Genomic DNA, 21,366 nt, shown 5'->3' on the forward strand with positions numbered 1-21,366 from the left:
GGTTCCCTCAGACTCCCTCCAAAAACTTTTAATGCGAGTTGGTTTCCCCCTGTTTTGCCTGGCAAAACAGGGGGAAACCAACTCGTATTGAAAGTCTTTGAAGGGGGTCTGGGGGAAACTTTCTACAGAAAGTTTCCCCCAGGGGATTAATCAGGGTTTCATCGAGGCTTGCCCCGGCGGTGCGGTTCCGGGGTCTCTGCAAGCGAAGCGCCGGGAGGAGTTGGTGGAGAAGGCGGTAGTCATATTCGACCTTGACGGCACGCTCGTGGACTCGAGCTCCGACATAGCGTGGGCGGCGAACCGGGTGCTCGAGCGTTTCGGCCACGGCGTCCTCGACGAGGAGAAGATAAAGGAATGTATCGGCTGGGGCGTGCGTCCGCTGTTCGAGTCGCTCATGAAGGGTGAGAGCGCCGGGACCATCGAGCGGGCGCGTCTTGAGTTCCTCGACATCTACGGCGGCCGTCTCCTCGTCGATACGGCACTCTATCCGGGCGTGACCGCCACACTGGACGCCATGGCGGAGGCCGGAAAGCGGATGGCCGTCGTGACCAACAAGCCGGCGGCCCTCACCGCGAGGATCGTCGAGGGGCTGGACCTCTCGCGTTTCTTTCCCCTCGTCCTCGGCGGCGACTCGCTCCCCAACAAAAAGCCCCATCCCGAGCCGATCCTCAAGGTGCTCGACACCTTCGGAGCCGCCGCCCGCGAGGCCGTCTTCGTGGGCGACAGCGCCGTGGACTGCCGGGCCGCCCGCGCCGCCGGCACGGCCTTCATCGGCGCCGCCTACGGCTTCAGGGGCCGCCGCGAGCTCGAAGAGGCGGGCTGCGACGCCGTCATCGACACCTTCCCCCGGTTCCTCTCCATCGTCCGGTGAGAGGCCTGCCTCGCCCCGCCCTGTATGTCAGTGTGTCTGCGCGGCGCCCTCCGGGAGGCTCGGGCCGCAAAGGCGTAAACAAACCCCGCCTGGCGCGGGCCGAGCCTCCCGGAGGGCGCCGCGCATACCGGAATAACATAGAAGGGGGGCCGGCGGAGATACCCCCCTTCTGCGTAAGGGGCTTCGCCGGCGCGGCCGGTCATACCTCCACGCCCAGCAGGGCCCTTACGGCCAGGCCGATGCCGAAGGAGACGACCGTCACGGCCAGGCTCAGCGCCGCCATCTCTGAAAAGCGCGACCAGAAGGGAAGGCCCCTGGCCACGGAGACGTAAAAGGTGAAGAGCACGATCACGACCATGGCGTTCGTTACGGTGAGGGCCAGGCACAGGCGGTAGTCGGCCAGCATGAGGTAGGGCAGGATGAGGAAGACGACGGTCGTCAGGTAGGCGGCGAAGGTGTAGAGCGACGCCTTGACGGGGCTCTGGAGCCCTTCTTCGCTCTTGGTCGAAAGATACTCGGAGGCCGCCATGGACAGGGAGGCCGAAAGTCCCGTGACCAGGCCCGCAAGGGCCGTGAGCCGCGTGTCCTGGAGGGCGAAGGTCAGGCCCGCGAGGGCGCCGGTGAGCTCCACGAGGGCGTCGCTCAGGCCCAGGACTATGGAGCCGATGTAGCGCAGCCGCTCCTCGTCGAGCAGCGCTATGACCTCCTGTTCGTGGCGCTCCTCGTCCCTCATCACGGCCCTCGCCGCCGGGACGTCTTCGGCTATGCGGGCGTAGACGAGCTGGGCCCCGGCCTCGCCGCGCTCCATGAGCTTCATGCCGAAGGTGAGGCCCAGGAGCTTGGAGACGACGTAGAAGAACCAGATGACCGCCCGTCTGGGGGGCACGTCCCTGCCGGTGTAACGCTTCCAGAAGTTGTAGTGTTCGAGCTCGTCGACGGCCATCCTGTGAAGGACCCTGCTGTTGTTGGGGTCCCTCGTCGATGCGGCGAGGCGGCTGTAGATGTGGTACTCGGTTATCTCGTTTCGCTGGGCCGCGAGCATGGCCTCCATGAGCTCGGTCCTCTTCATCTTCCCTGCCGTCGTCCCTTTCGCCGGGGCGCAAAAAAGACGGGACGCCTACGGCGTCCCGTCTTTAGCGTCTCTCACGGATGGGGTGCTTGTCAGAGCCGCTGCTCGTCGGCTCCGTTTCTTATGAGCTCTTCGATGGAGTCGCGGAATATGCGCAGGCTGCCGCGCCCCAGTTTCGTGCTCCTGAGCTTTTCGTCCCTGACCCACCTGTATATGGTCCACCGGCTGACGGAGAGTATCTCGGCGGCCTCGTCGGGCCTGTAGAGTTTCTTCGCCATCATGGCCATGACAAAAAACCTCCTTTTCTTTCAGGTTTCCCAAGAGAGCCGACGGCGCGCAAGGGGCTGTTTCCGCCCGGACGCGCCTCTCTCTTCGCGGTCTCCGAACTCCCTGAAATGAGGAAGGCCTGTCAGGCCGGAGGTTTTTCCGGCTCCGCCGGCTCCGGGCCGTGGCAGGGCACGGGGAGCGGCTCCGCGGGGGTGGTGGCCGACGGCGCCGACGTCGATGGCGCGAGGGCCGTTATCAGCGGCATGTCGGGCTGGGGGAGGGGGGCCCGGTCGGCCTTGCCTGCGCCGTCGCACTGGAAGAAGACGTCGCAGTTGTGGCCGCTTCCCTCGTGGGCGGCGGTATGGGGGGCCGCCCTCTCGCGGTCATGTCCCCTTTCGGAGGCCGCCGCGGCGCCGTGTCCCCTGAGCGGACACATGTCGTCGAGGGCGCACTGCGCGGAGCTGAGGTCGCAGGAGTGGGGCGAAGCGCCCCTGGCAAGTCCCTTGACCATGGGCGCCAGCAGCGTGATGACCGCTATGCAGACGAGGAGCTTTTTCACGTCGCAGAGTACCTTCCCTGCCGCCCGTTATGTACGCTCGATTTCCACGGTCCGGCATGTGCGGCTATTTTAGCAGAGAAGCGGCCGGGCTGGCAAGTCCTTTCGCCGCCTGGTCAGGGGGGAACGAGGGACGAATCCGTCACATCCGTGGTCAGGGGCCGGGACTCTTGGTGGAAGGGCGCCGTGCCGCCGTGGTAAAAAGGGCCGGCAGGTCCCGCTTCCACGGGACCTGTCTCAGCCTGTGCGCAAAGTCGTCACATACGGGCCGGCCGCACTATTAAGGAAGCTCTGATTAATTACCCTGGGGGAAACTTTCTGTAGAAGGGCCATAGGCCCACGTTTCCCCCAAACCCCCTTCAAAGACTTTTAATTCCCTGCGGTTCATCCCGATTTTGCTTGCAAAATCGGGATGATTCGCAGGGCGTTAAAAGTTTTTGGAGGGAGTCTGAGGGAACCTTTTTACAAAAAGGTTCCCTCAGTGCAATAAATCAGAGAGCTTCCTTAACCCTATGCGCCGCCGATGGAGGAGGATTCATGTTCTACAAGGTCATAGTCGAACACGGACACATGGGATCGGGCAAGGGATGCGAGATCACCCGCTACATCAAGGGGACGGACCCCGTCAATGCCATGCTGCGGGCGAGGTCCAAGCCCAGGGTCAAGCGCCGCGATACGATGCTGAGCATCAAGCTCCTCGAGGAGATAACGGAGGACGAGTACCGCCGCGGCCGGAGGCGGTTCAGGGAGCTGTGCGCCGCCTCGCCCTACTTCAACTCGTGAGGGCGCGCCATCGGCGGGGGATGTCCGGGGGGAGACTTTCCGGAGAAGGGAGGCGGGACCGCCTTTCCCCAGACCCTCCTGTGATATGCAGTTCGCCCATGGGGGCGGTCCCTGGGAGGCTCGGGCCGCGCCGGCGGATGGCGGGGCCGGGGGCGCAAGGGCCGCCGCCTACCTCATATCTCCTCTATCTTCACCGTGTTCATGTGGCTCGACTGGCCGACCTCTCTCATGGGATGGCTTGCGATTATGACGACGCGGTCCCCCTTCCGGACGTCGCCGTCGGCCCTGAGGCGCTCGGTCACCGTCTCCATGAAGGCGTCGGTAGTGGTGTCGAGGCCGCTCAGCAGCTTCGCCCTCACGCCCCAGATGAGCGAGAGCCTTCTCTGTGTCCTTTCGTTCGGCGTGAAGGCCCATATCTGCCGGTCGGGGCGCAGCCTGGCGAGCAGTCTCGCGTTGGATCCCCCCAGCGTCATGGTCACTATGGCGCGCGCCTCGGTGAGCCTTGCAAGCTCGTCGGCCGCCCTTGCCAGGGCCGTCACCTCCCGGTGGCGGTTCGTGTCGGTCCCCGCCGCCGCAGTCTTGCCGTAGGGCGAGGCCTCGACCTCCTCTATGATGCGGGCCATGATTCGGACGGCCTCCACGGGCCGGGTGCCCGTCGATGTCTCCGCCGAGAGCATGAGGGCGTCGGTGCCGTCCATGACGGCCTGGGCCACGTCGGTCACCTCGGCCCGCGTGGGCCTTGCGTTGCGCGTCATGGACTCGAGCATCTGGGTCGCCGTGATGACCGGTTTGCCGGCGGTGACGCACCTTCTTATGATCTCCTTCTGGACCAGCGGGACCCGCTCAAGGGGTATCTCTATGCCCAGGTCCCCCCTTGCCACCATGACGGCGTCCGCGGCCTCGACGATGGCGTCGAGGTCGGCGAGGGCCTCGGCCCTCTCTATCTTAGCCACGAGCCACGGCGGGTCGGCCCCTGCGGGCAGGAGCCCGTCCACGAGCCCGCGCAGCCGCTTCATGTCGGCCGCCGAACCGACAAAGGAGAGCGTCACCATGTCCACGCCCGCCGCGATCCCGAAGGCGAGGTCCGCCCTGTCCCTGTCCGTTACGGCGGGGCCGGAGAGTTTTACGCCGGGGAGGTTGACCCCCTTGCGGCTCTTGACCGCGCCGCCCGTTACGACCTCGGCCCTGTAAAGGCCGGGCTGCGGCGCCGCTTCCCTTATCCTCACTTCCACGAGGCCGTCGTCTATGAGGAGCCTGTCGCCCTCTTCGAGCCTCACGTCGAGCCCTCCCCAGTCGATGGGGATGGCGCGGGACCCGCTCCCGCGCGTTGCGGCCGGGGCTACGAGGACGCTCTCGCCGCGCACGAGCTCCAGCGCTCCTTCACCGAGGCTCCCCACCCTGATGCGCGGTCCCTGGAGGTCCTGCATGATCGCCACGGCGCGGCCCCTGCGCCGGGCCACAGCCCTGACGGTCGTTATGGCCCGTCCGTGGCCTTCGTGATCGCCGTGCGAGAAGTTGAGCCTGAAGCAGTCCACGCCGGCCTCGACGAGTCCATCGACGACCGCTTCGTCCGACGACGCCGGCCCCAGGGTGGCCACTATCTTCGCGCGCCTTCGCATGATAAAGAGTATTAGCAGTCTTCTTGCGCCCATGCAAGCCCGATGGGCCCGGCGGGGCCCATCGGGCGCTTGACGGCCGGCCCCGCAAGGTCCATAATTTGGTTGAATCGGCCGTGGAAAAGGGTATAGAATATGCACTCACTTTGAGAGACAGGGAGGATGGGAATGACCGAAGAGAGCAGGAAGAAGATCATAGATATCCTTAATATCGACAGGGCGCACGAACTGGCCAACATCATCCAATACATGGGACACCACTACGAGGCCAGGGGGCTTGAGAGCATGTCGGTAAAGGGGTTCTTCAAGGAGAGCGCCATAAACGAGATGACCCATGCCGAGCGTCTCGCCGAGCGGGTGAGCGCGCTGGGCGGTATCCCCGTGCAGAAGCCCACGCCCGTAAAGCGCGGAGGCACGCTCGAAGAGATGCTGCGCGACGACCTCGCCGTCGAGCGTGCGGCCATAGAGCGCTACAGGGAGCACATAAGGATCTGCGCCGAAGAGGGAGATACCACGACGCGACGGCTTCTCGAGGAGCTCCTCGAGGACGAAGAAGGCCATGCCGACACCATCGAGCAGCTCCTGGGCGAGTGAGCCTGCGGGGCTGAGTCGTATCGTCTTCGGGCCGGGGGAGCCGTGACGGACCTTGGACGGCCCGGCGTGGTCGCCGAGTTGCGCCGCCGCATCGGCCGGGGCGGTCCCGTCACATTCGCCGAGTTCATGGAGGTGGCCCTGTACTGGCCCGACGGCGGGTACTACATGGCCGGCGAGCCCTGGGGCCGCGGCGGCGACTACGTGACGAGCCTCGACGCCGGAGAGGTCTTCGCCGCCGCGGTGACGGTCCAGCTCTTCGAGATGTGGCGCAGGCTCGGCTCGCCGGGGCGGTTCACGCTCGTCGAGGCCGGTGCGGGCCGCGGGCGTTTCGGCCTCGGCGTGGCCCGTTGCGCCGAGAGCCGCTACAGGGACTTCCACGACGCCCTCCATGTCCGCCTCGTCGACAGGCGTTACGGCGGCGGCCTGGGGCCGGAGATGGACGGAGCGCAGGCGGGGGATGGGGGTGAGGGGCCCGGCGCAAAGGTGAGCCTCCATGAAGGGCTCGATGGTCTCGGGACCGTGGAGGCCGGCTGCCTCATCTCCAACGAGCTCGTCGACGCCCTGCCCGTGCACCGTGTCGTCGGCTCCGAGGATGGGCTGCGCGAGATATACGTCGATTACCGCCAGGGGCGCGGGTTCTTCGAGGTCGCTGGCCCTCCGAGCACGCCGGAGCTTGCGGACTTTCTCTCCACCGTCGGCGCTGGAGCGCTGCCGCCGGGATGGAGGGCCGAGGTGGGGCTCGAGGCCGCGCGCTGGATAGGCGGGGCGGCGGCCGTGCTGGAGCGCGGCTACGTGCTGACCGTCGACTACGGCTTCCCGGCGGCCGAGCTATACGGTCCCGCCCGCCGCGGCGGCACGCTGCGCTGCCACCACCGCCACCGGGTCTGCGACGACCCCTACGTGCGCGTGGGCGAGCAGGACATTACGGCCCACGTGGACTTCACGGCCCTCTCCCTTTACGGCCGGAGGGCGGGCCTCGAGGTCGAGGGCTTTACGACCCAGCACTACTTTCTCCTGGCCCTGGGCATCCTCGAGGAGCTCGAGGAGGTGGGCGGCGGACCGGGCGAGATAGAGAAGATACGCCGCAACCAGGCCGTAAAGGGGCTGCTCATGCCCGGCGGCATGGGCTCGGTCTTCAAGGTCCTCGTTCAGCGAAAGGGCGGAGCCGCAGGCAAGGGGCCGCTTCGCGGCTTTTCCATGCGCGACATGTCGTCCGCGCTCCATCTATAACGCTATAACGGCGGGAGGTTGTGAAGGATGAGGGGAGAAGGCTTTACCGACGGCGAGTGGCGCAGAGAGGAGTGGATGGAGGAGTGGTCCATCAACATGGGCAACGCCTTCGTCTGCAACGAGTGCGGCGCCGTGGTGATGGTCACCAGGGGAGGCATAGGGATGCTCGAGCCCAGGTGCTGCGACAGGGCGATGGCGCCGCTGAAGACGGCGGCCGGAGGCGGCGATGGCGGCAATGCGTAAGGGGAGCGTGCTGCGCTGCCCGGTCTGCGGCGCGGAGCTCAGCATCGTCCTTCCCGGCGGCGGCCGCCTGGCCCCACGCTGCTGTAACGAGCCGATGGAGCTCACCGACCGCATAAACCCGGTCTTCGTCTGCTCCGTGTGCGGGTGCGAGCTCATGCACATAGCCGGTCCCGGACGCAGGCTCGCGCCCCGCTGCTGCAACGAGCCGATGGAGCCCCTGAACGCCGCGGCCTGAGGGGGATCTCCAGGGGAAAGATCGTTTCCGCCGAAAGCCCGGCCGCCCGGAGGGAACCTTTAACGCCCTGCGGATCACGCCGGTTCTGCTTGCAAAATCGGCGTGATCCGCAGGGAATTAAAAGTCTTTGAAGGGGGTCCGGGGGAAACGTGGGCCTATGGCCCTTCTACAGAAAGTTTCCCCCAGAGTTTCCTGAGAAAGGAGCCCCGCCGTGGAGCAAGACGGAGTCTTGCGGGGTTCGGCTGGATGGCGGTCGAAAAACCTTATCACCGGAGGTGAGTTGTGATGGCCGAGAAGAAAGAGGAGAAGGGCGGGAAAAAGCACATATGTTCGGTGTGCGGCAGGCCCTCGGATACGACCATATGTCACGCCTGCGAGGACAGGATAAGGGGCGAGGCCCTTGAGAAGAAGCACGAGGCGGAGAAGGCCGGCAGGACGGACACGGGCAGGCGGTAGCCGGAACGCGCGCCGTCAGGGTGCGCCGGCGACAAACCACAGGGAGGAGACATGGATTCCAAAAAGTTGGCGCAACAGCTCAGGACCGCCATGGACACGGAGGTCCACGGCTACGTATATTACTCGGCCCTGGCCGACATGGTCGAGGACCCAAAGGGCAGGAACATGTTCCGTCACCTGGCGCGAGAGGAGAAGGACCACGTCAAGGTCCTCAAGGCCATAGCCGACTCGGTGGACGAGGGCTCGGCCATACCATCCTACGCCGAGGCCCTCGAAAAGGGGACGGGTCTTCCCATCTTTCCCGAGGACAACGAGCTCGTCCGGCGCTTCAAGGCCGACCCGTCGGACATAAACGCCGTCAACATCGCTATCGAGGCCGAAGAAAAGGCCGTGGACTTCTACTTCGATCTGCTCAAGCAGGCCGGGAGCCCGGAGGAGAAGGTGCTGCTCACCAAGCTCCTCGACATGGAGAAGAGCCATCTCAAGGTCCTGCGCTGGGAGAGCGAATCGCTCACCAAGTCCGGCTTCTGGTGCGGCGAGATGGAGTTCTCGGTGGAGAAGGAGAGCGGATGAGAAGCGACGTCATAGTCGTGGGGCTCGGCCCGGCGGGCTCCACCGCCGCATACAGGCTCGCCTCGGCCGGCCTCGAGGTCGTGGCGCTGGACAAGGCCGTCTTTCCGCGCTACAAGTCCTGCGGCGGCTGTATCTCCACCAAGGTCACGGACATACTGGACTTCGACGTCTCCGGCGTCATCGAGCACGAGGTCCGCGGCGCCACGTTCACATACAAGTCGCTCTATCCGCTCGACATCATCTCGGACCGGCCCGTGGGCTACAACGTCATGCGCGACCGCTTCGACCACCTGCTCGTCGAGAAGGCCAGAGGGGCCGGGGCCCGCATCGTCGAGGGGGCGAGGGTGTGCGACGTGGAGATCGGCTCCGGCGGCGCCACGGTGCGCACCGAGGCCGGCGGGTGCTACAGGGGCCGCGTGCTCGTCGGCGCCGACGGCGCCTCGGGACTCGTGGGACGACGGCTCTTCGGCATGAAACCAAAGGAGGCGGCCGTATCCCTGACCTCCGAGGTGCCCTACGACCGGAAGGCCCTCGCGGCGGAGACCGACGGCAGGCTCTACATAGACTTCGGCTCCGTGCCCTTCGGTTACGGATGGATATTCCCGAAGGAAAGATACCTTTCCGTGGGCATGGCGGGAGACACGGAGTGGGTCGGGGGCCGGATAAAGGACTGCTTCGACGCCTTCGTATCGAGCCACCCCTTGCTGCGCGGCTTCGAGGTGAAGGAGCGGGTGGGCTGGACCGTGCCGATCTACTACGACGGCGCCCCGCCGGCGGTCAGGGACCGGGCCCTCCTGGTGGGCGACACGGGCCACCTGGTGGACCCCTTCCTCGGCGAGGGCATCTATTACGCCGTGAAGACCGCCGGGGCCGCCGCCGACGTCATCGTCGAGGCGCTCGGTGCGGAGAAGGCGGGAGGGCCCGATCTCCGGGCCTACCAGGAGTGGATAGAGAGGGTGATAAAGCCCGAGTTCGACGCGGCCGACAGGCTCAGCGACCTCATCTACCGCCACCCGCGGCTGTGGTTCAAGATACTGGAAAAAGAACCCCACATCATGTTAAGATACTATGACGTCATACGGGGCGAGTGGGACTGCCCGTCCTTCTACGAGTGGGTCTACTCCAAGGTGAGGGGCAAGCCCTTCAGGGCCCTGAGGCGCTGGATAGAGAGCCGCTTCATGCCGGCATGAGCGGGGCGTTGCCGCGCCGCGGAGTCCGCAGCCTCTCCGTAGCGGGGCGGCGTTGCCGGTCCACAGAGACGACGGAGGTGCGAGGTGACGAAGATACGGCTTTTGCTCGCCGCGGCGGCAGTGGTTGCGGTCGCGGCCGCCGGGGCCCCGGTCCTGGCGTGCAGTGACGGCGGGTGTGACATGGAGGGCCGGGCGGCCATGGACGCCCACGTGATGGACGCCCCCATCGGCGGGGCTGAAAGGGCCCAGAGGCCCTGGCTCGGCGTGGAGGTCCAGGAGCTCACAAAGGAGCTCGCCGACGCGCTCGAGAACGCCGGCATAAAGGGCATACTCGTCTCCAACGTCCTGGCCTCGAGCCCGGCGGAGGCCGCGGGGCTCGAGAAGGGCGACATCATAGTAAGGCTCAACGGCGAGGAAGTTTCGGGGGTAGGCCAGTTCGTCTCGGCCATAAGGGGCGCTTCGGTGGGCGACGAGATCGAGCTCGAGGTGCGCCGCGGCGACGATAACGTGGCGCTGACGGCCCGCCTCGGCCGGGCCCCCGGAGCCGCGGCCTCGGGGGGCCACGGCGGACGCTATTCCGCCATGGGCCGCTCCGGTCTCGAAAAGCCCTGTCCCAAGCATCGGCCGGCCGCCGGGGACGGCGGCCGCAAGGGCGGGGGATCGGGCTGCCGCGCACAGAAGGCCGAGCAGGGCTGCTGCGGGCAGGGCCGGTCCGGGGGCTGTTGTGCGGCGGCCGTGAAGGGATGCTGCGGCGGCCGGCAGAAGGCCGCCGGGTGTCCGAAGGAGAAAGGCCCGGCCGCCGGCCACGCCATGCTCTTTGCCAGGGCCGTAAAGGAACTCGGCCTCAGCGACGAACAGCGTGAAAAGGCGACGGAGCTCATCTTCGCCTACAAGAAGAGAGCCGTGAGGATGGAGGCCGATATAAAGGTCGCCGAGCTGGAGCTGCGCGAGACGACGCTAAAGGACGAGGTGGACCTCGACAAGGTGCGGGCCATCCTGAGCGAGATCGAATCCAAGCGCACGTCGCTGCGGCTTTACAGGTACAGGAGCATGGAGGATTTCAAGAATATCCTCACCGACGAGCAGCGCAGGGACTTCAGGAAGCTCTATTCCGCTCACGGAGCCGCTCACGGAGCCATGGGCGCCGCGGGCGGCGGGGGCGGGTGCGCCAAGGCGTCCCGCCGCTGACGGCCGCGGCCGAGCAGGTCGCAGGCCATGCAAGAAAGGAGGTTGACTATGAGCCGCTTCATGATACCGCGCGTAGCGCACTGCAGCGAGGGCTGCCCTCCGCCGTCCTGGGCATGACGTTAAACTGCCCTCTCATCCGCCGTCCTCCATCGCCCGGGCCGGGCCGCCCGTCTCTTCCCGGCGGCGACGCGCCGGCGCGGCGGAGCGCCCGCCTTCACCCGTCTTCACCCGCCGGTCAAGGTTGAGTCATGTCGTCTTTCACCATACTGAGCTTCTTCGGCGGAGTCATGCTGCTTCTCTACGGCATGAGTCTCGCCGGAGAGAGTATGCAGAGGCTCGCCGGGGCAAGGCTTCGCTCCATCCTCTTCGCCGCCACGGGCAACAGGCTGCGGGCCACCGCCGTGGGCGCCGCGGTGACGGCGCTCTTCCAGAGTTCGAGCGCCACGACGGTCATGCTCGTCGGCTTCGCAGGAGCCGGGCTCATCGGCCTGCGCCAGACCATGGGCGTCATCCTCGGCGCCGACATCGGAACGACCCTGACCGTACAGATAATCGCCTTCAAGGTCTACGACTACGCCGTCATACTCGTGGGTCTGGGCGGATTTCTGAGGTTCGTCGCAAAGGGAGGGCGCCTGCGCGATACGGGGCAGTCGATCCTCGGCTTCGCCTTCGTCTTCCTGGCGCTCAAGATCCTCATCGATACGTTCGCTCCCCTGGCCGGCGATCCCCTTCTCGCCGAGGTGCTCGGGGGTCTTGACAGGGATCCCCTGGCCGGCGTCATCATCTCGACGGTCATTACGGCGCTCCTGCACAGCAGCGCCGCCACCCTGGGGCTTGCCATGACCGCCGCCTCCTCGGGGCTCATGTCCGTCGAGGCCGTCGTCCCCGCCGTCCTGGGCGCCAACATCGGCACCTGCATCAGCGCAGTCACCTCCAGCATCGGCGCCGAGGTCCCGGCCCGTCGCGTGGCACTCGCCCACATCCTCTTCAAGCTCTGCGGCGTCGCAGTCGCGCTGCCCTTCATCGGCCCCTTCGCCCATATCGTCGAGGCGCTCAGCTCCGACCCGGCGCGCCAGATAGCCGTGGCGCACACGCTCTTCAACATAGCCATCGCCGCCATCTTCCTCCCCTTCATCGGCCCCTTTGCAAGGCTCATAGAGACGATGGTCCCCGACAGGGGCCGGAGCGAGAAGTTCGGGCCCCGCTACCTGGACGACATCGTGCTGAGCTCGCCGTCGCTCGCCCTGGGACAGGCGGCCCGTGAGGCCCTGAGGACGGCCGATATCGTCCAGGAGATGCTCAGGGGCTCGCTCGAGGTGCTGCGCGGCGACGACATGGAGCTTCTCGAAAGGGTCGAGGAGCGCGACAACGAGGTGGACCTTCTCGAAAAGGAGATCAAGCTCTACGTGGCGAGGCTCTCGCGCGAGTCCCTCTCGGAGGAGCAGGTCCGCCGGGAGCTCGAGATACTGACGTTCATCAACAACCTCGAGAACATAGGCGACGTGATAGACAAGAACCTCATGGAGCTTGCCCGCAAGAAGATAAACCGCCGCCTCAGTTTTTCGAGCGACGGCATGGCCGAGATAACGGCGCTTCATGGAAAGGTCATGGAGAACTTCGAGATCTCCGTCGGCGCCTTCACCAACAGCGACGTGGAGCTTGCCCGCAGGCTGCTGGCCCGCAAGGCGAAGTTCGCGGAGATGGAGCGCGAGATGCGCCAGGCCCACATCGACAGGCTGCGCCGCGGGCTCAGGGAATCGATCGACACGAGCGCCATACACCTCGACGTGCTGACAAACCTGAAACGCATCAACTCCTATACGGCCGGCGTAGCCTACCAGATACTGGAGCGCGAAAAGGGCGCATAATAGAAGAAGAGGGGGAATCGAAAGTCTTTGAAGGGGGTGTGGGGGAAACTTTCTTTAGAAAGTTTCCCCCGCGTCGATTGCTCAGAGTTTCCTTGACAACGGGGCCTATTTTATATAAAAAAGATTGGAGGCCAGAGCCCTGAAAACGAGTCCCTGGAGGAATCATGGCGAGATACGGCATAATCAAGACCCTGGAGCTGGATTACGAAGAGGCCATAGACAAGGTCAAGGAGGCGCTCGCCAAGGAAGGCTTCGGCGTGCTCACCGAGATAGATGTGAAGGCGACGCTCAAAAAGAAGCTCGACAAGGATTTCAGGCGCTACATGATCCTCGGCGCCTGCAACCCCAACTACGCCCACACGGCGCTCACCATCGAGACGGCCATAGGTCTGCTCATGCCCTGTAACGTCATCGTCTACGAAAACGACGAGGGAGGCTCCACCGTAGGGGCCCTCGACCCGGCCGTCGCCTTCAGCGTCATCGACAATCCCGCGCTCGCCCAACTGGCCAAGGAAGTGCGCGACAAGCTCGAAAGCGTCATAAACTCTCTCTGAGTGAGCCCGTCCCCGCCGGCGCCGGTGAGCGGGGAGAAGGGCGGGCCGCCGTCACCTCCAGACCCCTTGCAAAGACTTTTGATTCGTCGGGACTCCCCCTTTCGGCCGCGGCGTAAAAGAGGCGGTCCCAACGGCATCGAAAGTTTCCCTCAACAACCGCGCGGGAGAGGAGTGTTTTGGGAAGGTTCAAGAACAGGCTCCTTGCGAAGCTCTTCACCATGTTTCCGTGGTTTGTGGAGCGCTCGGCGCAGAAGGCCGGGGCCGTCGAGGTCGAAGGGGTGCCCTGGACCCCGCTCTCCCGACCGCTCTCCGAATCCACGCTCGCCGTCGTCACCACCGCCGGCGTTCACCTGCGCAGCCAGCCGCCCTTCGACATGGACGACCCCGACGGCGATCCCAGCTACCGCATCCTTCCAGCAGCCGCCCCCCGCGGCGAACTCGTCATAACCCACGACTACTACGACCACAGCGACGCCGAAAGGGACATCAACATCGTCTATCCCGTGGACAGGCTCGCGGAGCTCCGCGAGGAAGGGCTCATAGGGGCCCTGGCCGAAAACAATTACGGCTTCATGGGCCACATCGACGGTCGCCACGTAAGGACGCTCATCGACGAGACGGCGCCCGAGGTGGCGCGGCGTCTGAAGAGCGAGGGCGTGGACGTTGCGCTGCTTACGCCGGGGTGAGGGATATGCAATCGGTCCGTCGGACTGATACAGAGGGCCGTCGAGGCCGCGGGCGTATCGACCGTATCGATCTCCATCGTGAGGAAGTTCACCGAGGAGGTGAAGGCGCCGAGGGCGGTCTTCTTGCGCTGGCCCATGGGCCATCCCCTCGGCGAGCCTGGAAGGGTCGATCAGCAGCGGCGCGTCCTTGAAAGAGCGCTCCAGGCCCTCGAGACGGTCGAGGAGCCGGGCACTATCATAGACCTGCCCTACCGCTGGCGCCGATACGAAGACCTCGAAGCCTGAGGGGAAACCCTCCACTGTAAGGGACAAGGCCCTGCCGGCCGGAAAGGGGCAAGGCCCCTAAGGGGCACGGTCCCTATGGCGCAGGGGTCCCGCGTTTTGCGGGACTCGGCCGTCTCCCTTTGACCTGTCGGCGGCGGTCCGGGGAGGGGGGCGGGCCGCAAAGGCGTAAAGAAACCCCCGCCTGGCGCGGCCCGCCCCCCCCTCCCCGGACCGCCGTCCATAATAAGGAAATTCTGGTTTATTGCACTGAGGGAACCGGGGGGCTGTGAGCCTTCTGCAGAAAGTTTCCCCCGGCTCACGCAATCTCACCTGGCGGGAGAGGCCGGGGCCGGAGCGGCCGGTGTCTCTGCGGGAAGCCCGGGGATGGGTTCCGCCGGGGGAGCGTCCTTGGGCCTGAAGAGCACGCCCTCGACGGGCTTGTCCTTGGGCTGGTTGTGGCAGCGCAGGCAGTCGGCGAAGGTGAAGGCCACCTTGCCGTGGCAGCGGCCGCAGTTTTTGCCCTTGCTCATCTCGCTCATGAGGATGACGTTGGCGCCGAGCTCGTCCTTGAATATGGAGGGGTGGCAGGACGAGCACTTTATCCACTGCGAGTGGACGCGGTGGTTGAAGAGCGTGTTCTTGAGGAAGGAGTTATTGCTCTCGAAGAGTATGACGTTATCGCGCACCTCGCGGCTCTCCGTCCCGTGGAGCGAGGGCTTGGGGTCGATGACGCCGTCGGCCTTGAGCTTGAGCCAGTCGATGAACTTGTACTTGTCGGTGGGGAGCTTGCCGTCGGGCAGCTTTTCGTAGTCCCACTTTGCGCCCACCCGTTCTGCGACGGCCTTTATCCTTTCGTGGTCCACACCCTTTTTCGTGGGCCTGTAGAGGGCCTCGGCTCCGGGCTTTCCGGCCACGTGGCACCGGGCGCACTCTTCCGTGGTGTTGAAGGCCGTCTCGCCGTTGTGGCATGCGCCGCACAGCTTGCCCCCGTCCATCGCGGCGTGGGTCACGGCCGTCTCCCGCTTCATGGGGAAGACAGAGTCGTGGCAGGCCGCGCAGTCGTACCAGATGCGATGGAGCCAGTGAGGGAAGAGCGCGGGCGTCAGCCCTTCGGCCTCCATCTTCGCAAGGCTCGACTGCATAACGATGTTGCCGAGGAAGGACTCTTCCTTCTTCCAGCGGTTGAGCTTCGCCAGCCTCGCGTCCTCTTTCTTCTTCTCCCTGCGCTGCATGGCCTCGACCTTGGCGATGAGGTCGTCGCCGCCGCCGTGCCAGTGCTTGTACATGGTCGCCATGGCGCTGGCCAGGTCGAGGAGCTCCATCTTTTCATTGAAGCTCTTGCCCGGGTCGTCGGCTTCCTCGAGGAGCGCCTCTATCTCGCCGGGCATGATCTCCTTGCTTTTCTTGACGAGCGTTACGAGGACGTAGAAGTTGTTGCCCTTGTAGTACTTGGTGAACTTCGCCCGGAAGTCGCCGCCTGCAGGGCCGCCGCCCGCAGGGCCGCCTGCAAGGCTGTCGCCTGCGGTAAGAAATAAGAACGCCGTAGCGGCGAGTACGACTGTCAGCGCTTTTAGTCTCATCGTTGCCGGCTCCTTTCCATCAGAAGCTCCATCAGCCTGCGTTTCTCGGCGGCCGCAACTTGACGGTTTCTGCAACAGTTTCCTGTGGTTTCTTCTCCGGGATGCAATACCGGCCGGTTGCGGCGGCCCGCAATGATAGAACGAAACTTATGTAGAAAACATGACAATTGTCAGTTTATAGATATATTTCGACACTCCGGTCCTGAATCTTGAGGAAAAAAACAGGGCGGCCCCCGTGGCGGCCGCCCTGTGCTCTTCCTCTATCTTCCGGGACGGTCCCGCCCGCGGCGTTTCAGGGGCCCGAGGCGGGCGGAGCAGCGGCTTCGGCGGCCGTGTCCCGCCGGAGCACGTCTTTACCGAGGACCGCGTCCTTCGGGGTGTTGTGGCAGCGCAGGCAGTCGGCGAAGGTGAAGGAGACCTTGCCGTGGCAGCGGCCGCAGAACCTTCCGCCCGACATGTCGGTCATGCTGATGTTGTTGGTCAGGTCGTCCTTGAAGACCTCGGGGTGACATGCCTTGCAGGTTATCCAGTTGGAGTGGACCTTGTGGTCGAAGACCACGTTCTTTACGATGGGGTTCTTGGTCACAAATAGTATCTTGTTGTCCCTTATCTCGTCCCTGAAGTCGCTGCTGAGCGAGACGATGGGGCTGAAGACGTTGAGTTCCTTGAGCTTTATCCAGTCTATGAACTTGAACCTGTCCAGCGGGAGCTCGCCGCCCGGCAGGTTCTCGGGACGCCAGACCGCCCCGATGCGCTGGGCGACCTTCCTGATCCTGTCGTTGTCCACCTTCTTCACCTTATAGAGGCGCTGGGCCTCGGGCCTGCCCGCTATGTGGCACCTCGAGCACTGCTCCTTGTCCTCCGTTGCGAAGGCGGTCTTGCCGTCGTGGCAGGCGGCGCACTGCCTGCCTTCCTTGAACTTCTCGTGGGAGATGTCGTTGGTCCAGCGCTTCATGTTGAATATGGCGAGGTGGCAGACCTTGCACTCGTACCATATCCTGTGGACCCAGTGGGGGTAGAGCACGGGACTTAAGTCCTCGAGCTCCATCTCCTTCATGTGCTTTTTCATCACGAAGTTTCCGAGGAAGCGCTCCTCCTTCTTCCACTTCATGATTTCGGCGATACGCTCTTCCTCGAGCCATATCTCCTTTTTCTGGACGGCCTCGATCTCCCTGATGAGCTCGTCGCCGCCGCCGACCCAGTGTTTGTACATGGAGGCCATGGCGCTGGCTATGTCGAGGAGATACATCTTCTCTTCGAAGCTCTTTTCGCCGGTGGTGGCCTCGACGATGAGGAGGCGGACCTCCGCGGGCAGCACGTCCTTGTTCTTCTTTACGAGCCTGACCTGCTTGTCGAAGAGGTAGTTCTTGTAGTTGTAGACGAACTCCTTCCTGAACTCGCTCTCCGCAGCCGTGGCCGCGGCGGCGCAGGTCACCGCGATCAGCAGGGCGACGACGACCGCCCGGCGGACGGAGCTGCTGTGCGACGAACTCATGACTTTGTCCTCAACCTTCCTGAACTCGCTCTCCGCAGCCGTGGCCGCGATCAGCAGGGCGACGACGGCCGCGAAGCGGCCCTTCCGGCGGATTTAATGGTGTCCCGGAGCCCCCCCCCGGATGCGGCGTGCGCAGGGGCTGCGCTCACCGGGCCTGTTCTTCCTGCGGCAGCTCCACGCGGTTGAGCACCCCCTCGGGGACTTGACCCTTCGGGGTGTTGTGGCAGCGCAGACAGTCGGCGAAGGTGAAGGAGACCTTGCCGTGGCAGTGGCCGCAGAACCGTCCGCCCGACATGTCCCTCATCCTGATGCGGTTGCCTCCGAGCTTGTCCTTGAATATGGACGGATGGCACACGGAGCACTTTATCCAGTCCGAGTGTATCTTGTGATCGAAGAGTACGTTGTTGACGAAGTTGTTGCGGGTGTTGAAGAGTATCTTGGTGTCGTATGTCTTTTCCTTGTAGTCCTTGTGCAGCGATACCAGGGGCTCGAAGACCTTTTTCTTCTTGAGTTCGAGCCAGTTTATGAACTTGAACCTGTCGAGCGGCAGCTTGCCGCCGGGCAGGTTCTCGGGCCTCCAGACCGAGCCGATGCGGTCGGCCACCTTCTTTATCCTGTCGTTGTCCACGGCGCTCACGTAGAAGAAGGGCTCGGCGTCGGGTTTGCCGGCCATGTGGCACCTGTCGCAGCTCTTCTTGTCGTCCACCGAAAAGCTCAGCTTGCCGTTGTGGCAGGCGGCGCACTGCTTACCCTCCTTGAACTTCTCGTGGGAGATGGAGTTGGTCCAGCGCTTCATGGTGAATATCTCCTGGTGGCAGACCTTGCACTCGAACCATATCCTGTGGACCCAGTGGGGGTAGAGCACGGGGCTTAAGCCCTGGGCCTCCATCTCCTTCATGTGCTTTTTCATCACGAAGTTTCCGAGGAAGCGCTCCTCCTTCTTCCACTTCATGATGTCGGCCAGGCGTTCTTCCTCGAGGTGTATCTCCCGCCTTATGAGCGCCTCTATCTCGCGGAGCACCCTGTCGTCGGCGTCGTTCCAGTACTTGTTCATGTAGGCCATTGCGCTGGCTACGTCGAGGAGATACATCTTCTCCTCGAAGCTCAGCTCCTCGGCCATGGCCTCCTTCAGCACCTCCTTGATGGCGCCGTCCACCAGCTCCTTGTTCTTCTTTACATGTTTTACCTGGACCTCGAAGCGGAGGTTCCTGTAGTTTTCGATGAATGTGTCGATGAACTCCCGCTGGTCCATGGCGTGCAGCGAGGCGGTCGGTGTGAGCAGCACCGCCGCGATGGTCGCGACGGCCCCGAGTGCTCGTAGGGGGTGCGGTATTTTCATTTCATAGGCCCTCTCGTCTCGGTGGAAAGGGTTTTTTTGCAGGCGGGTTGCGCACGGGCGCCGTCTTAACCGTCGTTGCAGGGAGTGCGGCGGCGGGACGATTGCCGGAAAGAGATCAGCCGTTCCTGGGAGGTCGTCCCGCGCCTGCGGTCCTCCCGCGACCTTCCCGGCGAGCCTTGCGCACCCTCTCCTGGTCCTGATGCTCGCGGTTGCCATGGGGAATTATATATGTCATTCCCCTGGATGGCAACAAGAAATATTATGGAAACTCCGATTTGTTGCACTGAGGGAACCTTTTTGTAAAAGGGTCATGGACCCACGGTTCCCTCAGACTCCCTCCAAAAACTTTTAACGCCCTGCGGTTCATCCCGGTTTTGCTTGCAAAATCGGGATGAACCGCAGGGAACTAAAAGTCTTTGAAGGGGGTCTGTGGCCCTTCTACAGAAAGTTTCCTCCAAGGTGATTAATCAGAGCTTCCATGCTTGATTGCCTCTGCAAATCGGTGTTATATTCGGATGGTCCGAGTCAGCTTGATAAAGGAGGTGGCGTGGTGTTGAAGGTCCGTTGCGCAGCGGTCCTGTCCCTGTGGGCCCTGGTCATGCTCGCCGCCGTGTTGCCGGCCTCCGCCCTCACGGACGACGAGAAGGTCAATATCCGGATCTACGAGGAGGTGGGCCCCTCTGTCGTCAACATCATAACGACGGCCGTGTCATACGACTTCTTTCTCAATCCCGTGCCGGAGACGGGCAGCGGCTCCGGCGCCGTTCTCGACAAGCTCGGCCACATAGTCACCAACTTCCACGTCATCGAGGACGCGGCGCGCCTGGAGGTGACGCTCCACGACTCGCAGCGCTACGAGGCGAGGGTGGTAGGCGCGGACCCGAGCAACGACCTCGCCGTCATAAGGATAGAGGCCCCGCCCGAGAAGCTCCGGCCCATCCCGCTCGGCACCTCCGGCGACCTGAAGGTGGGTCAGAAGGTGCTCGCCATCGGCAACCCCTTCGGACTGGAGAGAACGCTCACCGTCGGCGTGGTGAGTTCCGTGGGCAGGACCATGAGGGCCGTCAACGGCAAGCTCATAAGGGGGGTAATCCAGACCGACGCGGCCATAAACCCCGGCAACTCCGGGGGACCGCTCCTCGACGGCGAGGGGAGGATGGTGGGGCTCAACTCGGCCATATTCAGCCCCGTGGGCGCCAGCGTGGGCATAGGCTTCGCCATCCCCGTCGACACGGTGCGGCGCGTCGTGCCCCAGCTCATCGAGAGGGGCTACGTGGCGAGACCGTGGCTCGGCATAGGCGGCCACGGCATCGACGAAGCGACGGCCGAACTCCTCGGCCTCCCCTCGCCGGGCGTGCTCATCGCCGAGGTCTACAGGGGAGGTCCGGCCCACAAGGCCGGCCTTCGCGGCGCGACCAGGTACCTGAGACTCGGAAACGTCATGGTCCCCGTGGGCGGAGACCTCATAACGGCCGTCAACGGCCGAGAGGTGGAAAGCTTCGACGACCTCGACGAGGTCCTCTCGGAGCTTGCGGTCGGCGACGTGGTGGTGCTCGACGTCTTCAGAAAAAGGAGTAAGATCAAGGTGCGGGTCAGGCTCGAGGAGATGCCCCGCTGAACAGGGGAAGGACCTTCCGCGCAAGGGGCCACCATCGTATGTTATCCGGATCTTCGGCTGTACGAGGGGGGCGCGCCGGGCGGGAACTTTACGCCCTTGCGGCCCGAACCTCCGGCACAGCCCCCGAGGCAGCCGGCGCGGGCCGGCTGCCGAGGGCCGTTTCCTCTTTACGTAAAGGCTCCCCCAAACGACCAACCACGGAGGTGGTTTCTATGAACGACGCTGTCAGGCCGGTATCGCCGGGACTTCTGTTGGGACTCTGTTCGCTCATCTTCGGCATAGGGTGGGCCATGTTCATCATCACCCAGCACGAGCGCATCCACGATATGCTCGCCGCCGAGACCGAGGCGCTCATGGAGGAGAGGTTCATCCTCCAGCCCGACATGGAGGGGATGGACCACGGCGGCCACGAAGAGGGGCATATGATGGACGAAGGAGGGCACGATCACGGAGGCGGCGCCCACGATCATTCGGCCCACGACCATGGGGAGGCGGCGGCCACGGGCGACGGCCACGACCACCCGGCCCACTCCGACCCGGAGACGGCGGCGGCCCACGAGCGGCTCACGAGGGGCCACCTCCACGCCATGGGCCTTGGGCTCGTGACCATAGCCCTCTCGCTCGTCCTGGCCTTCACCGACGCGCCGGCGAGGGTCAAGACCGTGGTGTCGGCCATGGCCGGCATCGGCGGCTTCTTCTACCCCTTCGCCTGGATAGTCATGGGGTTTCGCACGCCGCTGCTGGGGATGAAGGGGGCCGAGGAGTCGGTGCTGCCCATCGTCGCGCCCAGCGTGCTCCTGGTGCTCGCGGCGCTCGCCGCCACCGCCTTCCTCGTAGTCATGGGGATCGTGAAAAAGGGACTTCGCTGACTTGCCGCAGGGACGGCCGGGCCTCGTCGCCGGGAGCTTTCTCCTTGACAAGCGGACGACGCCTTTATAAAATTTTGATTACTCTGGGGGAAACTTTCTGTAGAAAGTTTCCCCCAGACCCCCTTCAAAGACTTTCAATACGAGTTGGTTTCCCCCTGTTTTGCCAGGCAAAACAGGGGGAAACCAACTCGCGTTAAAAGTTTTTGGAGGGAGTCTGAGGGA

22 protein-coding genes are annotated in these 21,366 nt (G+C 64.3%); 15 read left to right on the forward strand and 7 right to left on the reverse strand.

Going from position 1 to position 21,366, the window contains the following annotated elements; translation table 11 throughout:
* Window positions 1-97: 97 nt before the first annotated feature.
* Window positions 98-871, forward strand: coding sequence for an HAD family hydrolase (locus ENJ37_02635; GenBank protein HHL39381.1), 774 nt, complete (start codon window positions 98-100; stop codon window positions 869-871).
* A 199-nt stretch (window positions 872-1,070) separates the two neighbouring features.
* Here the strand turns inward: ENJ37_02635 and ENJ37_02640 are convergent, their stop codons facing one another.
* The 3 genes from ENJ37_02640 to ENJ37_02650 form a co-directional block, all read right to left on the reverse strand.
* Entirely contained in the window at window positions 1,071-1,922 is an 852-nt protein-coding gene (locus ENJ37_02640) for a rubrerythrin family protein (GenBank protein HHL39382.1), read from the reverse strand.
* Between the two features lie 110 nt (window positions 1,923-2,032).
* The gene (locus ENJ37_02645; GenBank protein ID HHL39383.1) at window positions 2,033-2,218 is read right to left on the reverse strand and encodes a DNA-binding protein; all 186 of its coding nucleotides are present in this window, start codon (window positions 2,216-2,218) and stop codon (window positions 2,033-2,035) included.
* Between the two features lie 131 nt (window positions 2,219-2,349).
* Entirely contained in the window at window positions 2,350-2,766 is a 417-nt protein-coding gene (locus ENJ37_02650) for a hypothetical protein (GenBank protein ID HHL39384.1), read from the reverse strand.
* Between the two features lie 534 nt (window positions 2,767-3,300).
* On the opposite strand from ENJ37_02650, the gene ENJ37_02655 reads away from it, so the two are divergent.
* A complete protein-coding gene (locus ENJ37_02655) occupies window positions 3,301-3,546 on the forward strand; it encodes a hypothetical protein (GenBank protein ID HHL39385.1) in 246 nt (81 codons plus the stop codon).
* A 173-nt stretch (window positions 3,547-3,719) separates the two neighbouring features.
* On the opposite strand, the gene pyk is transcribed toward ENJ37_02655, so the two are convergent.
* Window positions 3,720-5,198, reverse strand: a complete 1,479-nt coding sequence (gene pyk / locus ENJ37_02660) for a pyruvate kinase (GenBank protein ID HHL39386.1) — start codon at window positions 5,196-5,198, stop codon at window positions 3,720-3,722.
* 126 nt (window positions 5,199-5,324) lie between these two features.
* Between pyk and ENJ37_02665 the strand changes: the two genes are divergently transcribed.
* From ENJ37_02665 to ENJ37_02715, 11 genes are all read left to right on the forward strand, one after another.
* Window positions 5,325-5,756 carry a ferritin gene (locus tag ENJ37_02665; protein HHL39387.1) on the forward strand — a complete coding sequence of 144 codons (432 nt, stop codon included), beginning with the start codon at window positions 5,325-5,327 and terminating at the stop codon, window positions 5,754-5,756.
* A 42-nt stretch (window positions 5,757-5,798) separates the two neighbouring features.
* Window positions 5,799-6,986, forward strand: coding sequence for a class I SAM-dependent methyltransferase (locus ENJ37_02670; protein HHL39388.1), 1,188 nt, complete (start codon window positions 5,799-5,801; stop codon window positions 6,984-6,986).
* A gap of 27 nt (window positions 6,987-7,013) precedes the next feature.
* On the forward strand, window positions 7,014-7,229 hold the full coding sequence (locus ENJ37_02675) for a hypothetical protein (protein ID HHL39389.1): 216 nt from the start codon (window positions 7,014-7,016) through the stop codon (window positions 7,227-7,229).
* The gene (locus ENJ37_02680; protein HHL39390.1) at window positions 7,213-7,464 is read left to right on the forward strand and encodes a hypothetical protein; all 252 of its coding nucleotides are present in this window, start codon (window positions 7,213-7,215) and stop codon (window positions 7,462-7,464) included. The genes ENJ37_02675 and ENJ37_02680 overlap by 17 nt, the downstream gene beginning before the upstream one ends.
* A 507-nt stretch (window positions 7,465-7,971) precedes the next feature.
* Window positions 7,972-8,493: a hypothetical protein gene (locus ENJ37_02685; GenBank protein HHL39391.1), complete on the forward strand. Its 522-nt coding sequence runs from the start codon at window positions 7,972-7,974 to the stop codon at window positions 8,491-8,493.
* On the forward strand, window positions 8,490-9,683 hold the full coding sequence (locus tag ENJ37_02690; GenBank protein ID HHL39392.1) for a geranylgeranyl reductase family protein: 1,194 nt from the start codon (window positions 8,490-8,492) through the stop codon (window positions 9,681-9,683). Before ENJ37_02685 ends, ENJ37_02690 begins: the two co-directional genes overlap by 4 nt.
* 84 nt (window positions 9,684-9,767) lie before the next feature.
* Window positions 9,768-10,871 carry a PDZ domain-containing protein gene (locus ENJ37_02695; protein HHL39393.1) on the forward strand — a complete coding sequence of 368 codons (1,104 nt, stop codon included), beginning with the start codon at window positions 9,768-9,770 and terminating at the stop codon, window positions 10,869-10,871.
* A gap of 248 nt (window positions 10,872-11,119) precedes the next feature.
* Entirely contained in the window at window positions 11,120-12,739 is a 1,620-nt protein-coding gene (locus ENJ37_02700) for a Na/Pi cotransporter family protein (GenBank protein HHL39394.1), read from the forward strand.
* Between the two features lie 164 nt (window positions 12,740-12,903).
* Complete coding sequence (locus ENJ37_02705) at window positions 12,904-13,293, forward strand: DUF302 domain-containing protein (protein HHL39395.1); 390 nt, start codon at window positions 12,904-12,906, stop codon at window positions 13,291-13,293.
* Between the two features lie 218 nt (window positions 13,294-13,511).
* On the forward strand, window positions 13,512-13,979 hold the full coding sequence (locus ENJ37_02710) for a hypothetical protein (protein HHL39396.1): 468 nt from the start codon (window positions 13,512-13,514) through the stop codon (window positions 13,977-13,979).
* Between the two features lie 78 nt (window positions 13,980-14,057).
* On the forward strand, window positions 14,058-14,264 hold the full coding sequence (locus tag ENJ37_02715; protein HHL39397.1) for a hypothetical protein: 207 nt from the start codon (window positions 14,058-14,060) through the stop codon (window positions 14,262-14,264).
* Between the two features lie 305 nt (window positions 14,265-14,569).
* Here ENJ37_02715 and ENJ37_02720 read toward each other — a convergent pair whose 3' ends face one another.
* The 3 genes from ENJ37_02720 to ENJ37_02730 form a co-directional block, all read right to left on the reverse strand.
* Window positions 14,570-15,823, reverse strand: coding sequence for a hypothetical protein (locus tag ENJ37_02720; protein HHL39398.1), 1,254 nt, complete (start codon window positions 15,821-15,823; stop codon window positions 14,570-14,572).
* 292 nt (window positions 15,824-16,115) lie between these two features.
* The gene (locus ENJ37_02725) at window positions 16,116-17,318 is read right to left on the reverse strand and encodes a hypothetical protein (protein ID HHL39399.1); all 1,203 of its coding nucleotides are present in this window, start codon (window positions 17,316-17,318) and stop codon (window positions 16,116-16,118) included.
* Window positions 17,319-17,463: 145 nt separating this feature from the next.
* A complete protein-coding gene (locus ENJ37_02730; protein HHL39400.1) occupies window positions 17,464-18,873 on the reverse strand; it encodes a hypothetical protein in 1,410 nt (469 codons plus the stop codon).
* 262 nt (window positions 18,874-19,135) lie between these two features.
* Between ENJ37_02730 and ENJ37_02735 the strand changes: the two genes are divergently transcribed.
* Together ENJ37_02735 and ENJ37_02740 are read left to right on the forward strand one after the other, a co-directional pair.
* On the forward strand, window positions 19,136-20,275 hold the full coding sequence (locus tag ENJ37_02735) for a trypsin-like serine protease (protein HHL39401.1): 1,140 nt from the start codon (window positions 19,136-19,138) through the stop codon (window positions 20,273-20,275).
* A 212-nt stretch (window positions 20,276-20,487) separates the two neighbouring features.
* The gene (locus ENJ37_02740) at window positions 20,488-21,144 is read left to right on the forward strand and encodes a hypothetical protein (protein HHL39402.1); all 657 of its coding nucleotides are present in this window, start codon (window positions 20,488-20,490) and stop codon (window positions 21,142-21,144) included.
* Window positions 21,145-21,366 lie beyond the last annotated feature (222 nt).

Source organism: Deltaproteobacteria bacterium (assembly GCA_011375175.1).
GTDB lineage: Bacteria > Desulfobacterota > GWC2-55-46 > GWC2-55-46 > DRME01 > DRME01.

Coding starts and splice junctions, on each gene's coding strand:
- ENJ37_02730 (HHL39400.1), bottom strand. CDS start 18,873: ATGGCAACCGCGAGCATCAGGACCAGGAGAGGGTGCGCAAGGCTCGCC.
- ENJ37_02655 (HHL39385.1), top strand. CDS start 3,301: ATGTTCTACAAGGTCATAGTCGAACACGGACACATGGGATCGGGCAAG.
- ENJ37_02645 (HHL39383.1), bottom strand. CDS start 2,218: ATGGCGAAGAAACTCTACAGGCCCGACGAGGCCGCCGAGATACTCTCC.
- ENJ37_02710 (HHL39396.1), top strand. CDS start 13,512: ATGTTTCCGTGGTTTGTGGAGCGCTCGGCGCAGAAGGCCGGGGCCGTC.
- ENJ37_02735 (HHL39401.1), top strand. CDS start 19,136: ATGCTTGATTGCCTCTGCAAATCGGTGTTATATTCGGATGGTCCGAGT.
- ENJ37_02685 (HHL39391.1), top strand. CDS start 7,972: ATGGATTCCAAAAAGTTGGCGCAACAGCTCAGGACCGCCATGGACACG.
- ENJ37_02680 (HHL39390.1), top strand. CDS start 7,213: ATGGCGGCAATGCGTAAGGGGAGCGTGCTGCGCTGCCCGGTCTGCGGC.
- ENJ37_02665 (HHL39387.1), top strand. CDS start 5,325: ATGGGAATGACCGAAGAGAGCAGGAAGAAGATCATAGATATCCTTAAT.
- ENJ37_02720 (HHL39398.1), bottom strand. CDS start 15,823: ATGAGACTAAAAGCGCTGACAGTCGTACTCGCCGCTACGGCGTTCTTA.
- ENJ37_02700 (HHL39394.1), top strand. CDS start 11,120: ATGTCGTCTTTCACCATACTGAGCTTCTTCGGCGGAGTCATGCTGCTT.
- ENJ37_02690 (HHL39392.1), top strand. CDS start 8,490: ATGAGAAGCGACGTCATAGTCGTGGGGCTCGGCCCGGCGGGCTCCACC.
- ENJ37_02640 (HHL39382.1), bottom strand. CDS start 1,922: ATGGAGGCCATGCTCGCGGCCCAGCGAAACGAGATAACCGAGTACCAC.
- ENJ37_02675 (HHL39389.1), top strand. CDS start 7,014: ATGAGGGGAGAAGGCTTTACCGACGGCGAGTGGCGCAGAGAGGAGTGG.
- ENJ37_02725 (HHL39399.1), bottom strand. CDS start 17,318: ATGAGTTCGTCGCACAGCAGCTCCGTCCGCCGGGCGGTCGTCGTCGCC.
- ENJ37_02740 (HHL39402.1), top strand. CDS start 20,488: ATGAACGACGCTGTCAGGCCGGTATCGCCGGGACTTCTGTTGGGACTC.
- pyk (HHL39386.1), bottom strand. CDS start 5,198: ATGGGCGCAAGAAGACTGCTAATACTCTTTATCATGCGAAGGCGCGCG.
- ENJ37_02705 (HHL39395.1), top strand. CDS start 12,904: ATGGCGAGATACGGCATAATCAAGACCCTGGAGCTGGATTACGAAGAG.